Annotated in this window: 9 protein-coding genes; 6 read left to right on the top strand and 3 right to left on the bottom strand. The window is 65.5% G+C overall.

The features are described from left to right. The first annotated feature begins 85 nt into the window (after window positions 1-85). Both ACPPVR_RS02790 and ACPPVR_RS02785 read left to right on the top strand, forming a co-directional pair. Window positions 86-1,015 carry an efflux RND transporter periplasmic adaptor subunit gene (locus ACPPVR_RS02790; RefSeq protein ID WP_426612768.1) on the top strand — a complete coding sequence of 310 codons (930 nt, stop codon included), beginning with the start codon at window positions 86-88 and terminating at the stop codon, window positions 1,013-1,015. Beyond that, window positions 1,015-4,179: an efflux RND transporter permease subunit gene (locus tag ACPPVR_RS02785; protein WP_426612767.1), complete on the top strand. Its 3,165-nt coding sequence runs from the start codon at window positions 1,015-1,017 to the stop codon at window positions 4,177-4,179. Before ACPPVR_RS02790 ends, ACPPVR_RS02785 begins: the two co-directional genes overlap by 1 nt. Before the next feature lie 111 nt (window positions 4,180-4,290). On the opposite strand, the gene ACPPVR_RS02780 is transcribed toward ACPPVR_RS02785, so the two are convergent. Next, window positions 4,291-4,965: a Crp/Fnr family transcriptional regulator gene (locus tag ACPPVR_RS02780; protein ID WP_426612766.1), complete on the bottom strand. Its 675-nt coding sequence runs from the start codon at window positions 4,963-4,965 to the stop codon at window positions 4,291-4,293. A gap of 234 nt (window positions 4,966-5,199) precedes the next feature. Between ACPPVR_RS02780 and ACPPVR_RS02775 the strand changes: the two genes are divergently transcribed. The 3 genes from ACPPVR_RS02775 (at window position 5,200) to ACPPVR_RS02765 (ending at window position 11,084) form a co-directional block, all read left to right on the top strand. Further along, window positions 5,200-7,251, top strand: coding sequence for an AsmA family protein (locus ACPPVR_RS02775; protein ID WP_426612765.1), 2,052 nt, complete (start codon window positions 5,200-5,202; stop codon window positions 7,249-7,251). A gap of 215 nt (window positions 7,252-7,466) precedes the next feature. Continuing rightward, window positions 7,467-9,914 carry an adenylate/guanylate cyclase domain-containing protein gene (locus tag ACPPVR_RS02770; RefSeq protein ID WP_426612764.1) on the top strand — a complete coding sequence of 816 codons (2,448 nt, stop codon included), beginning with the start codon at window positions 7,467-7,469 and terminating at the stop codon, window positions 9,912-9,914. Window positions 9,915-10,256: 342 nt separating this feature from the next. After that, the gene (locus tag ACPPVR_RS02765; RefSeq protein ID WP_426612763.1) at window positions 10,257-11,084 is read left to right on the top strand and encodes a hypothetical protein; all 828 of its coding nucleotides are present in this window, start codon (window positions 10,257-10,259) and stop codon (window positions 11,082-11,084) included. On the opposite strand, the gene ACPPVR_RS02760 is transcribed toward ACPPVR_RS02765, so the two are convergent. Both ACPPVR_RS02760 and ACPPVR_RS02755 read right to left on the bottom strand, forming a co-directional pair. Further along, window positions 11,085-12,416, bottom strand: coding sequence for a Spy/CpxP family protein refolding chaperone (locus ACPPVR_RS02760; protein ID WP_426612762.1), 1,332 nt, complete (start codon window positions 12,414-12,416; stop codon window positions 11,085-11,087). It lies immediately after the preceding gene. Between the two features lie 90 nt (window positions 12,417-12,506). Then, window positions 12,507-13,535 carry a LysM peptidoglycan-binding domain-containing protein gene (locus ACPPVR_RS02755; protein WP_426612761.1) on the bottom strand — a complete coding sequence of 343 codons (1,029 nt, stop codon included), beginning with the start codon at window positions 13,533-13,535 and terminating at the stop codon, window positions 12,507-12,509. Between the two features lie 187 nt (window positions 13,536-13,722). Between ACPPVR_RS02755 and ACPPVR_RS02750 the strand changes: the two genes are divergently transcribed. Beyond that, on the top strand, window positions 13,723-14,418 hold the full coding sequence (locus ACPPVR_RS02750) for a hypothetical protein (RefSeq protein WP_426612760.1): 696 nt from the start codon (window positions 13,723-13,725) through the stop codon (window positions 14,416-14,418). Window positions 14,419-14,577: the final 159 nt, after the last annotated feature.

Below are 14,577 nucleotides of genomic sequence, written 5' to 3'. Positions count from 1 at the left end.
AGCGCGTCCCGCAGCCTTGCGGGACGCCGTTTCGTTTCAGGGAAACTCTTCCAACAACCGCGAGCCAGGCCAGGATGATCCGGCGATGAACGTCACCGAATATCTCAAGCCTGCCGGAACCGTGGTGTTCATCCTCGCGCTCGGCGTCGGCTATTATTGGTTCGAGCATCGGCACCGCCCGGAAGCGAAGGAAACGCCAGGCGAGGCGCAAGTCATCGTGACCAAGTCGACCAATGCCTGCTTTTCCGACCTGGTGCGGGTGACCGGCTTCTTCGTGCCGCGGCGCGAGGCCGTCGTCGTCGCCGACCAGGAAGGATCGAAGGTCACAGACGTCTTCGTCACCGAAGGCGCTGTGGTCACCGACAACCAGGAACTGGCGCGCCTGACGGCGCCGCCGCAGATGCCGGGCCAGCCGCAGAGACCCGGGCCGCAGGGTCCGATCTCGCTGAAGGCGCCTGCGCCGGGCCTCGTCACCGAAGTTCGCACCATCGTCGGCGCGCCGGCCTCGCCGCAGGCCGGCCCGATGTTCCGCATTGCTGTCAGCGGCGAGATCGAGCTCGACGCTCAGGTTCCGGCCGTGCATATGCCCAAGCTCAGCCCCGGCGCGACGGTGCGGATCAGCCGGGATGACGCCGCCGATTTGATCGGCCGGGTCCGGCTGGTTGCGCCCGAGATCGACCGCACTACGCAGCTCGGCCGTGTCCGCATCAGCGTCACCAACAATCCATCGCTGAAGATCGGGACGTTCGCCCGCGCCTCCATTGACGCCAAGCGAAGCTGCGGCGTTGCGGTTCCCAAGACCGCGATCGACCATCTCACCGTGCAGGTCGTCAAGAACAACACGATCGAGACGCGCAAGGTGCGGGTCGGGCTGACGTCCGACAGTCAGACCGAAATCCTGGAAGGGCTCGACGTCGGCGAGATCGTCGTCGCCGACGCCGGCTCTTCGCTGCATGACGGCGACCAGATCAAGACCATGTTCGCCGATGAACTCGATCGCACGCGGGTACGCTGATGGCTCTCAATATCTCGGCATGGTCGATTCGCAATCCGCTGCCGTCGGTGGTCTTTTCGATCATCCTCTTGATCCTCGGCTGGACCTCCTTCTCCAAGCTCGCGATAACGCGGCTGCCTTCGGCCGACATTCCCGTGATCTCGGTCGCTGTCTCGCAGTTCGGCGCCGCGCCGGCGGAGCTCGAATCCCAGGTCACCAAGACGGTTGAAGACGCGGTCTCTGGCGTCGAAGGCGTGCGGCACATCACCTCGTCGATCACCGACGGCCTGTCGGTTACCACCATCCAGTTCGCGCTGGAGACCAACACCGACCGCGCGCTCAACGACGTCAAGGACGCGGTGACGCGCGTGCGCTCGAACCTGCCGCAGAACGTCACCGAACCGCTGATCCAGCGCGTCGACGTCATCGGCCTGCCGATCGTCACCTATGCCGCGATCTCGCCCGGCAAGACGCCGGAGCAGCTGTCCTATTTCGTCGACGATGTGGTCAAGCGCGCATTGCAAGGCGTGCGCGGCGTCGCCCAGGTCGAGCGCATCGGCGGTGTCGAGCGCGAGATCCTGGTCTCACTCGATCCCGACCGGCTGCAGGCGATGGGGCTGACCGCCGTCAATGTCAGCCAGAGCCTGCGCGGGACCAATGTCGACGTCGCCGGCGGCCGCGCCGAGATCGGCAAGAACGACCAGGCGATCCGGACACTGGCCGGCGCCAAGACGCTGAGCGACCTCGCCGGCACCATGGTCCCGCTGTTCGGCGGCGGCGAGGTCCGGCTCGACGATCTCGGCACCGTCACCGACACCATCGCCGACCGCCGCACCTTCGCCCGCTTCAACGGCGAGCCGGTAGTCGCGCTCGGCATCAAGCGCTCCAAGGGCGCCAGCGACGTGAAGGTCGCCGAAGCCGTGCAGAAGCGCATCGACGCGCTCAAGGCCGCCTATCCCGACGTCGACCTCAAGCTGATCGACACATCAGTCGAATACACCAGTGGCAATTACGAAGCGGCGATCTCGACCCTGTTCGAAGGCGCCATCCTCGCCGTCGTGATCGTGCTCTTGTTCCTGCGCGACCTGCGCGCCACCGTCATCGCCGCAGTCTCGCTGCCGCTGTCGATCTTCCCGGCGTTCTGGGCGATGGACATCCTCGGCTTCTCGCTCAACCTCGTCAGCTTCCTCGCCATCACGCTGTCGACAGGTATTCTGGTCGACGATGCCATCGTCGAGATCGAGAACATCGTACGGCACATGAACATGGGCAAATCGCCCTACCGCGCGGCACTCGAAGCCGCCGACGAGATCGGCCTCGCCGTGATCGCGATCTCGCTGACGATCATCGCAATCTTTGCGCCCGCGAGCTTCATGTCAGGCATTGCCGGACAATTCTTCAAGCAGTTCGGTATCACCGTGTCGGTGCAGGTGTTTTTCTCGCTGCTCGCCGCGCGCTTCGTGACGCCGATGCTGGCGGCCTACTTTCTCAAACACAGTAATCATGAGGAGCCGCCGCCGGGCCGGGTGCTGCGCGGCTATCACAAGCTCGTCACGTGGTCGGTGAAGCATTATTTCATCACCGTCCTGATCGGTTTTGGAATCTTCGCCGCCTCGATCTGGAGCATCACGCTGCTGCCGCAAGGCTTCCTGCCCGCGCAGGACAGCGCGCGGTCGCTGCTGGCCCTCGAATTGCCGCCGGGCACCCAGCTCTCCTACACCGAGAAGGTCACCGAGGACATCGTCGCACGGCTGCGCAAACGGCCCGAGGTCAAGAGTATCTTCGTCGACGGCGGGCGCGTTCCGCCGGGGACCCAGGAAGTCCGCCGCGCCGCCCTGATCATCAACTACACGCCCAAGAACGACCGCGACATCACTCAGCGCGAGCTGGAGTTCTCGATCAGTCAGGAGCTGGAGAACATCCCCGACATCCGGTTCTGGTTCCTCGACGAGAACGGCCTGCGCGCGATCTCGCTGGTCGTGACGGGTGTCGACGCCAACATCGTCAACAACGTCGCCAGCGAACTCGCGACGCAGATGAAGCGGATTCCGACCATCTCCGACGTGATCTCGGAGACCTCGCTGGAGCGGCCGGAACTGCGCATCGAGCCACGCGCCGATCTTGCCGCGCGTTTGGGCGTCTCGACCGAAAGCCTGTCACAGACCATCCGCGTCGCAACGATCGGCGACGTCGGCCCTGCGCTCGCCAAGTTCGACGTCGGCGATCGCCTGGTGCCGATCCGCGTGCAGCTCGAGGACGCCGCGCGCGGCAATCTGAAGACGCTCGAGCAGTTGAGGGTGCCGCTCGGCGAGCACGGCGAGAAAGGCGGCGTGCCGCTCTCGGTCATCGCCGACGTCAAGCTCGACCAGGGTCCGACCAGCATCAACCGCTACGACCGGGAGCGGCAGGCAACCGTCGCGGCCGACCTCGTCGGGGCCGCGGCGCTCGGCGATGCCACCAAGAAGATCTACGATCTTCCCGTCATGAAGAGCCTGCCGAAGGGCGTGAAGGTCTCCCCGTCCGGCGACGCCGAAAGCCTCAACGAACTGTCCGACGGTTTTGCCACCGCGATCACGGCCGGCCTGATGATGGTCTATGCGGTGCTGGTGCTGCTGTTCGGTACCTTCCTCCAGCCGATCACCATCCTGTTCTCGCTGCCGCTCTCGATCGGCGGCGCGATCGCGGCCCTTCTTGTTACCGGCAAGCAGCTCACCACGCCGGTGTGGATCGGCATCCTGATGCTGATGGGCATCGTCACCAAGAACGCGATCATGCTGGTGGAATTCGCGATCGAGGCGATCCGCGACGGCAAGCCGCGCAACGAGGCGATGATCGACGCCGGCATGAAGCGCGCCCGTCCGATCGTGATGACCACGATCGCGATGGCCGCCGGCATGATGCCGAGCGCGCTCGCCGTCGGCGCCGGCGGCGAGTTCCGCTCGCCGATGGCGCTCGCAGTGATCGGCGGCCTGATCTTCTCGACTATCCTATCGCTGGTGTTCGTGCCCGCGATGTTCATGGTGATGGACGACCTCGGCGCCCTGATCTGGCGCTTCGGCAAGCGGCTGATCGTGCACAGCGAGGATGCCGAGACCGCCGACCATCACGGCGCTGCGCCCGCCGGGGCTGCGCCTGCGGAGGCTCCACCGTTGCCGAAGAGCATCGTGCACCCGGCAGCGGAGTAATTCTGGCACCGATGTCGCGAACGAGGTTTAGCTCGGCGAAGCGTAGCGAGTTGGGGCGTTTCTAACGAACTGCGCCGCTCCGACAGCGAAGCAGCCTACTAGCTGGCGCCCCTACTCATTCCGCGCGATCGCCGTCAGCCTGGTCATGTTCCTCAGCAGAATCCGCCCGCGCTGGAGATCCAGGATCGCTTCTTTGCGCCAGGCCTGAAGCTGCCTGTTGACGCTTTCGCGGGCGGCGCCGACGAAGACGCCGAGCTGCTCCTGCGAGATGTGCACCTCGGAGCCGAAATCGGCGGCGAGCGCGCAGAGCCGCCGCGCCAGCCGCACCGGCAGCGGCTGCAACATGGATTCTTCCATGCGCTCGCTCTGCCAGCGGATGCGCTGGCACAAGAGCGCGATGATCTTGATCGCCACCTTCGGCTCGCGCTCGAGGAAGGCGAGGAAGTCTTCGCGCCGCAGCACGAACAATTCGCTGACCTCGCCTGCGGTCGCATCCGCAGTGCGGCTCTGCCCGTCCAGCACCGCGACCTCGCCGAACAGATCGCCCGGGCCCATGAAGTTCAGCGTCAGCCGGCTGCCGTCGGAGACCCCGGTCTCGATCCGGACCTGGCCGCGGCGCACACCGAACAGCGCATCGCCCGGATCGCCCTTCTGGAACAGTACCTCGCCGTTCCCCAGATGCTGGGTATGGCAGAAATTGGACAGCCGCTGGATCTCGTCCGCCCCGAGATCGGCGAACATGGCATTCATCTTCAGGATGACCGCAAATTCGGCCTGCTTGCTCATTTCAACGTCCTTGTGAATTTACTCGTCAGTTCCGTGGCAAATCGCTTGGAAACATCAACATCAGAATCGCGTAAAACCGCGCTGGCGAAGTGTGTCATAAGTCACATAACTTTGCAGCTCCCCCGGACTATTTTTGTCTGCTTGGAACGGCTTCCCGTCCCGGGATAAACTCGGGCGCAAAGGACGGGCGACTGGCCCGGTTCGATGCCGCTCGTCCGTCGTTGGAAAGTCGACATGAGAGCAGTGAAATTCGCCGGCGCGGCGGTCGTCGCCGTCATCATCGTGATCGCGCTCCTCCTCGTGATCGGGATCCCCTCGGGCTTCCTGACCTCGACGATTGCCTCGCGCGTCGAGAGCACCACCGGCTATCGCCTGTCGATCGACGGGACGACGAAAATCAGCCTGTGGCCGACGCTGAACGTCAGGCTGAACGACCTCACGCTTCAGGACCCGAAGGATCGTAGCGGCATCACGCGCCTGACGATCGACAGCGTGCAGGCCGATATGTCGCTCTCCAGCGTGTGGTCGGGCCACCCGAAAATCAGCGAGATTATCGTCACCCATCCCGTGCTCTACCAGCCGTTGCTGCGAGAGCGTCTGCCGAACGTCGATGCATCGGCAAAGCCGCTCGCGCTGGACATGGATGGTGCGACCATCGACCGCATCAAGATCACCGACGGCGAGGTCGCATTCGCGCGCGCGCGCGATCGCACCGAAGGCCGCATCAGCGCCATCAATACCGACGCCGTCATGGGCCGCGACCGCAAGGTTGGCCTCATCGGCACCGCGCGCGTCGGCGAGCACCCGACCAAGTTCGACATCAAGGCGACCACGCCGGCGCCACCGATCGAGCGGCAGACCATCCCGGTGGATTTCGCCATCGACATGCCCGACGTGCTGGCCTCGCAGCTCGCGGGTCATGCCGAGCTGCGGCTCAACAGCGGGGCAGTAATGATCAATAGCGTGAACGGCACGCTCGGCGATGGCGCCTTCAATGGCTGGGCCTCGGTCGACATCGCCAGCAAGCCACTGGTGAAAGTCGATCTCGACTTCCAGCGGCTCGCAATCCCGCTGGCGAAATCGCCTGATGGCGGATCCGCGCAGGCCTGGAGCGATGCGCCGATCGATGTCTCCGGGCTCAACTATGTCGACGCGCAAATCAGGATCTCGGCGACCGAAGCCGTCATCGGCGAGGCGCGCCTTGCGCCGCTGGCACTCGATGCAAAACTCGCCGGCGGCATCTTGAAGGCGGGCACCGCCAATCTCGGCGCCTATGGCGGCCAGGTCTCGGGCGAGGTGATTTTGGATGCGACCAACGGCGCGCCGAGCTTCGCCATGCATTCCGACCTCGTCGGCGTGCGCGCGCTGCCGCTGCTCCAGGGTCTCGCCGGATTCGACGGGATCGACGGCAAGCTGCAAGCCAAGCTCTCGCTGCGCAGCGCCGGCACCAGCCAGCGCGCGCTGATGGCGAACATGCAGGGCACGGCCTTCGTCAGTTTCCAGGACGGCGCCATTCGCGGCATCAATGTCGCGCAGATGATCCGCTCGCTGACGTCGGGCACGCTGTCGGGCTGGCAGGACAGCAAGGAGCAGAGCACGGACCTGTCGCAGCTCTCCGCCTCGTTCCGCATCGACAAGGGCCAGGCCGTGACGACCGATCTCAATCTGATCGGGCCGCTGGTGCGCGTCACGGGCGCCGGCACCATCGCGCTCGACACCAAGATGATGGGTTTTCGCGTCGAGCCGAAGCTGGTGATGACGACCGAAGGCCAGGGCCGCACTTCCGAGCCGGTCGGCTTTGGCATCCCCGTGATGATCCAGGGCTCGTGGTCGCAGCCGCGGATCTTTCCGGACATGGCCGGCATGCTCGACAATCCGGACGCCGCCTATGCCAAGCTGCGCGAGATGGGCAAGGGCCTGTTCGGCCCCGATGGCGGCGGGCTCGGCAATATTTTGGGCAGCCTTGGTGGTAATCTTGGCGGTAATCTTGGACTCGGCGGCGCCGCGCCGGGTGGCGGCAACGCCGCCGGCGATCCCAATCCGCCGACGCAGCAGCCGGGGCAAAACAACCCGCTCGGCGGCCAACTCGGGGAGGCCATCGGCAATCTGATCCAGCAGGGGCTCTCGAACGGTGCTGGGACCAGCACCGGGCGGAGTCGCAGCCTGCCCGCAACGCCGACCACGCCAACGCCGCAGGCTTCGCCCGCACCCCCGGACAACCCGCCCGCGGCGCAGCAGGACAGCCAGCCGATGAACGACGTGATGCGGCAGCTCTTTAATCGGTGATTGGCGGACCAACGCTCGGGACTCCGAGGCGATCTTTACCATCCGCCCCCCGCCCATTTCTTCATCCGAACGGATGAGGAAGAAGACGGCTGCGACAATTCATCACCCTTCCGTCCCCAGGGCGGGTAACCACGCCGGTCCCCTACCGGTCCCTTGGCCCGGATTGTGGTAGAAGGGCGACGGGCCGGCGTCGGTCGTGGCGCGAGAGGATCCGGATGGCGGGAGCGAAAGACAAGACCTGGTTTCTGCGCGAGGGCCTGTTCGCCAAATACGTCGTCTCCCTCGTCGGCCTCGTCGTGTTCGTGCTCGCCGTCAACGGCGCGATGGAGACCTGGATCTCCTACCGTGCCACCAAGACCTCGCTGACCGACGCCCTGGAGGACAAGGCGCAAGCCGCCGCCCGGCGCATGGAGCAGTCAGTCTCCGAGCTCGAGCGCCAGATCAGCTGGGTGACGCGGGCAAGCCAGGACACGCTCGAGAAGCGCCGCGCCGACTACGCCCAGCTGCTGCACCAGGTCTCGGTCGTCTCCCAATTGTACCAGCTCAACGGCGAAGGCCGTGAGGTGCTGCGCGTCTCGCGCCAGTCGACTACGACCAACGGCAATGCCGACCTCTCTCGCGACATGCGTTTCACCGACACGGTGGCGCGCGGGGTGAGCTACTCGCCGGCCAATTTCGTCGATCAGAAGCCGGTGATGTCGATCTCGGTGGCGCATTCCGGATTCAATGCCGGTGTCACCGTGGCCGAGATCGATCTCGGCTTCCTCTCCGATTTCCTGACCGATGCCCAGGTCGGCAAGGCCGCCTTTGCCTATGTGGTCGATCCGCGCGGCCGCGTGCTCGCGACCTCGTCGAAGGGGCCTGATGTCGGCAAGGATTTGTCGAAGCTGCCGCAGGTTGCGGCTGCGATCGCACCCGGCCGCGAGCCCGACACGACAGGCACCGACTTCGCCGGCCATTCGGTGCTGACTGCCGCAAGCCCGGTGCCGAAACTCGGCTGGAGCGTGCTGTTCGAGCAGCCGACCTTGCAGGCGCTGACGCCGATCCGCGACCAGCTCGTGCGCATCGCGCTCCTGATCGGCATGGGCCTGATGGTTGCGATCCTCGCCGGCACGCTGCTGGCGCGCCGCATGATCATCCCGATCACGGCGCTGCGCGATGGTGCGCACAAGCTCGGCGAGGGCGACTTCAGCCATCGCATCGACGTGCACACTTCCGATGAGCTGGAAGAACTCGCCGGCCAGTTCAACCGCATGGCCGGCCAGATCCAGGAGACCTATTCGGACCTGGAGACCAAGGTCGATGCCCGCACCCGCGACCTCGCGCAGTCGATCAACGAGCTGAAGGTGCTGGAAGAGGTCGGCCGCGCCGTTGCCTCCTCGCTCGATCTCAACGCCGTACTGCCGACGATCGCCGCCCGCGCGCTCGAGATCAGCCATGCCGATGCGGTGCTGATCTACGGTTATGACGCGGAGGCGCGCCGCTTCAACCTGGTCGAAGCCAACGGCATCGACAAATCGGCCGAGGGCGCACACGTCACCATCGACGAAGGCGAGAACATCCTCAGCGATGCCGCCGGTAGCGGCGAGCCGATCGCGATCGCGGATCTCGACCACGCCGCCGAGCAACCGCTGCGCGACGTCGCGGTCAATGCCGGCTTCCATTCAGTGCTGGTGGTGCCACTGGTCGACCAGCAGGGCACGCTTGGCTCGCTCGTCGTGTTGCGCCACCCGAGCGGCGAGTTCGCGGGCAGCCTCACCGGCCTGATGCGCACCTTTGCCAACCAGGCGGTGCTGGCGATGCGCAATGCGCGGCTGTTCACCGAAGTTGACCACAAGGGCCGCGAGCTCGCCGCCGCGCACGAAACGGTACAGCAGCAGGCGACCAAGCTCCAGGAGCAGACCGAGCAGCTCCGCAACTGGAATCGCTCGCTGGAGGAGCGCGTCGAGACCCAGCTCGGCGAGATCGAGCGGATCCGCAAGCTCGAGCGTTTCCTGGCGCCGCAGGTGGCGCAGTTGATCGCCTCCTCCGACAGCCCCGAGGGGCTGCTCACCAGCCAGCGTCGCGAGGTGACCGTGGTGTTCTGCGACCTGCGCGGCTTCACCGCGTTCACGGAAGCGACCGAGCCGGAAGAGGCGATGAACGTGCTCCGGGAATATCACGCCGCCCTCGGTACGCTGATCTTCAAATATGAGGGGACGCTCGACAAATATGCCGGCGACGGCGTGATGATCCTGTTCAACGCGCCGATTCAATTCGAGGACCACACAAGGCGGGCCGTGAAGATGGCGGTGGAGATGCGCGACACCATCGGCCCGCTGACCGAGCGCTGGCGCAACCGCGGACATAGTCTCGGCTTCGGCATCGGCATTGCGCTCGGCTATGCGACGCTCGGCCAGGTCGGCTTCGAGCAGCGGCTGGAATATGCCGCGATCGGCAGCGTCACCAACCTCGCCTCCCGCCTCTGCGGCGAGGCCAAGGCCGACCAGATCGTGGTGAGCCGCCGCGTCTACGGCATCGTCGAGCCCTGGGTCGAAGCCCGCGCGCTCGACGATCTCCAGCTCAAGGGATTCAACCACCCGGTGCTGGCGATGGAGATTCTGTCGTGGCGCGAAGAGGTGGAGAACGTGGTGGATGCGTCGGCGGCGCGGCGGAGAGGGTGACCTCTCCAAAAAGGTCGAAAACAACCCCATGCACAGTGGGCGGGGGCTGACGGATCAATGACTTGCGCGGGTGACAAGGCCAGGGTTGACCGGACGCTTTGACACGTCGGGCAAAACACTGGCAGGATGGCATCATCGGCTATTGCGCTGAGACCTCACCAAGCTCTGATATGTTTCGCCCACGGGATCAACCGATCCCGTGACTGCTGTCCTGTCGCCATCAAACTTTCCACGAACCACATCTCCCTTCCTCGCGACTAACCATCGCCTCAACGAGGATGTGCATTCGGATGGGAGACGATCGTGGCGTTTGGCTTGCCTTCGCGTGCGTATGATTTGCAGATGCTGGATCGCCCCACTGAGCGTGCGCGTGACCATGGCTGGGTCTATGGCCTGCCGCCGGGCATCAGCAGCGAGCAATGGCCGCTCGATCCCGTCACGGGATTTCCGCTGATGCACGGCTTTACGCTTCTGCTGCCGGATGATTATCGCGTCCATGGCGAAGACATCGTCGCGGTGTCTTTCTTTGCGACCGCGCCCGACCATAATGACGGCGGCGCGCCTAACGATCCCAAGATTCGCGAGGCCGTGCAGGCGCGCGCCTCACATCCGCGCCTGTCGCGCATGACCGACATTCTCGATTACGAATATGCCGCGCTGCTGCTGACGGCACGCGAATATGACGGCGCCTTCGCGACCCCGCCCGCACCGCTCGCGCTTGCGACCGCGGAGCGGCCACGCTGGCTCGATGTCGGCGGCGCCAGCGCCTTCAATGAGGCCGCCGCGCCTTACGCGAAGAAGATGTTCAAGGGCCCGCTGCGCACCGATCTCGCCGAGAACCGCGCGATTGCCTTGACGCCGCGCGCGACCGATCCCAATGCGGGCAAAGGTCCGCAGGACGAGCACACCAGGCGCAACGCGTCGACCGGCTATCAGCCTTATTACTACTATGTCGGCGGCGTGCCGAGCCGCGACAATTTCCGCCTGCACGAGTGGGGCAAGGACCATGCCCACAATCATCTCGGCGGCACCATGCGGCCGTGCCAGGCCGTGCCGGAGATGAGCCCGTTTTACATCGAGTTCGAGGAATATTTCGGCGGCTACAATTTCGGCGGCGGCAACGCGCAGCTCGACTTCAGGGATATGAAGTTCGACTGGGCGTGCGGGTGATCACGTCCCCCGCTTCGGTCCGATCGCCTCGAACCCTGCCTTCTGCCCGTCGCTCAAATCCGCCTCGAAATCATCGAGCGCGTCAGCGACGCCCTTCACGGCTTGCAGCATGGTCTCCAGCCGCGCCTTCATGGCGGCGAGGCGGGCCTCCGGTGTCGCAGCTGGCTTCGACGGGCAGGCGCTCAGCGTCTCCATGGTGCGCAGCGTGGTGTCCTGGAGCACGTCGAGCCGGGCGCGGGCGATGTCGTCGAGGCGCAACGAGGTCGCGATGTCGGCAGCGGGCCATTGCTGCTGCACGAGCTGCTGGTATTGGCGCTGGGCCTGCTCGTCATAGCGGGGATCACTGTCCGACTGGCAGGCTGCGGCCGCCTGCAGGTCCTTGCGCTGGGCAGAGGCAAGAGCCGCCTGACGTTGCTTCGCCGGAGCATCGAACCCGGCCCTCTGATTGTCATCGAGGAGACCTGTGAATTTCGCGAGCGGCGGCGCGACCGTGTCCGTTGCCTTGATCATCGCATCCAGCCGCGCCTGCATCACGCTGAGGCGCTCCGATGCTGTTGCGGGCGCCTGCGCCGGGCAGGCGGCGCGGATCGTGTCGCGCGCTGTGGTCCAGGCGGATGCGAGCTCGTCGAGCGCGGTGCGCTGCATTTCGTTCGGCTGCACGGCGGCGATGATGCGGTCGACCGGCAGGCCGCCGGTGTCGCTGGCGTCGCAGACGTTCTCCACTGAGGGGATTTTTCGCGCGCGCTTGCCTTGCGCCGCGATGTAGGCGGCGAGCTCCGGGGCCGCATAGGGCGCGAAGATCGCGGCATAGATATCGCCATAGCCATAGAGCGAGAGGCTGGTCGTTTCACCCAGGACGATTGCATTGGTGAGATCATCATGCGCGAACGGCCAGAACACCGGACCGACCCAGCCGTAGCTGCCGTCGGGATGCCGCCACCAGCCCTGCGGACGGCGGCCGCCGTGCCACCCGGACAGTGCGGCGCCTGCCGTCAGCGACGCCCGCAAAATATAGGGATTGGCGGGCTGGCCACGCTCGGCGCCGCGCGGATCCTGCGACCTCAATGCAGCATCACGGGTGCGGCCGCCGCGCGCCGCCATGCGGGAATGGCGCAGGCGCGACAGGCCGATCACATGACCGACGGCGAAGCGCGCAACACCGAGCGGACCGCCGCGCAATCCGAACTGCGCCTGCGCCGTATCAGGCAGCAGAACTGTCAGAACCAGGAAGGCGGCGCCGGCGAGCGCCAGTCCCAGGCGTGATCTCGACATGACCACCGAGTTGACCACTTCCTGGTCCTCCTCCAGCGCCAAGCGCGCATTGCGTCGCATGGGAGAAGACTCGCCGCGGAACCGAATGTTCCGCGGCCAGACGGTCAAAGCGTCGCAGAACGACGCGGCATCATGGTGGCGAGCGCCGCCTCACTGCGCCTTTTGCGGCAGCACGACGATCTGGCCGGGATAGATCAGATTGGGGTTGTGGATCTTCTCGCGGTTGGCGTTGTAGATTACCGCGTAGCGGGCGCCGTCGCCGTAAGCGAGACGGCTGAGAGTCCACAGGCTGTCACCGCGAGAGACGACCCGGCTTCCACCCGCCTCGGCCGGCGCACCGTTGAAGATGTCCGAAGGCGAAGCCGATGCGACCGTAGCGCCCGCAGACGCGGCTGGCGCTGTCGCCATGAGTCTGGGCTTCGGCGCGCCCATCATTCTGGGCCGCGCCGGCGCCGCGGCAACGCGCTGCGACGGCAGGGACGCGACGACGTCCGATTTGTCGACCGGCTTCTCGGCCTGCTTCGTCTCCTGTCTGGCGACCGGCGGTGCAATGCGCACAGGCGGCAGTTCGGCTTCGGCGACCGTCACCGGCATGGTGCGGCTGGACTGGGTGACGGTGCCGTCCGGCGCTTTGGCGCGCAGGGTCAGCTCATAGCTTCCGGCGGGAAGCTTTGGCGGGGTCATCACGAACTGGCCTGACGCGTCGGCCACCACCGTGTCGAGCGGCTGGCCGTCGCGCAGCAGCTCGACCTTCGCGCCCGGGGCGGCCTGGCCCGCGATCACCGCCGCTTCGCCATGATCGTCGACGCGCGCGACATCGAAACGGGGGCCGGAATCGGTTGCGGCCGGCGGCGGCTTGACCGGTGCGAGATCGGCGAGCGCGGCAGTGACCTGCTTCTGCGTCTCGGCCAATGCACCCGGCTTCGGAGCGTCGGCCGGCGACGGCGACGCGGATGGCGCGGGCGGTGCAACGGCGGCGACCTTCGGTTCGTCAGCCTTTGACGCTGCCTTGGGCTCCACCTTGGCCTCGACCTTGACCTCAGGCTTTGCGGCGACGGCGATCTCGGTGTTCCCTCCGCCCGGCAGCATGCGGCGCAGCTCGGTGGGGCCGACCACCAGCACGGTGCCGACCAATGCGAGCAGACAGAATGCAATGAAGGCCTTGGACGCGGTCATCATCAGACTTCACACCTTGATCGAAACCTTGAACCAAACCCTGGGTCGCAAATCGGCCCCGGCAAATTGCGCCGATTTGGCACCGGCAGCAAGACGGTCAATGGGATGAACCGGGGTAGCCCTACGGCGTCAAATCAGCGAGGCCGCTTCGCGGCCATTTTTGGCGGCATATTTTTTGAGGAATTTTCCCGTGACCGCATTTTGCCGTCCCGCAGCATGGCTGGCGCTTGCCCTGACGCTCGTCGCCGCCCCCGCACTAGCCGCCTCCGTCCCGCCGCCGGGCTTCATCCTCACCGACAATGCCGATCTCGCCTTCACCTCGCCCGACGGCGCCACCAGGCTCGAGCAATACATGAAGGACGGCGGGAATTTTGACGTCAAATGGCAGGTCTGGGCCCGGCACGGCGAGCAGATGACGGAGCTGAAGCCGGAGCAGGGCTATGGCGCCGGCTTCCGCTGGACCCCCGACTCGCAATGGCTGGTGCGGATGCAGAAGACCGGCTCGGGCGAGCAGGACCTCTATCTCTACCATGTCGAGAACGGCGCCTTCGCGAGCGCGACGAAGACATCGCTCAGCGACCTCGCCTGGGCCTATTTCTACGGCCGGCCGGAGACGAAGAGATTCGCCAAGCTCGACTTCCACATCTCGGCCAATCTCGTCAAAGGCACCGAAGAGGCCTATCGCTGGCTCGGCGTGAAATGGCCCGACGACCGCTACCTCGTGATCTCGCTCGGAGGCGAATATGACAAGCATCCGAAGAACGTCGCCGTGAAGGGACTGGGCGGCTGGCAATGCCGCTATGATCTCGCGACGGGAAAGTTCGACGTGCCGGCGATGTTCGCCAAGGAGAACGCGGAAGCGATGAACTGGGAGATCCGGCGGTGAGATCTCCCCTCCGCGCACCGCAAACGGCCGCGCTCAAACAAAATATCGAAACGACTCAATTCGCCTTTCGCCCTCTCACGCAGCGCACCAGACCCCTGATTCCGCTCCGATTCATAAATCCCTAACCCTTACTGGTAACGGGGTCTTGTCGGTTTTGCT

This window comes from Bradyrhizobium sp. McL0616 (assembly GCF_049993385.1).
Taxonomy (GTDB): domain Bacteria; phylum Pseudomonadota; class Alphaproteobacteria; order Rhizobiales; family Xanthobacteraceae; genus Bradyrhizobium.
The sequence above is the reverse complement of the archived record's forward strand: the minus strand, read 5'-3'. Positions and strand labels throughout refer to the sequence as shown.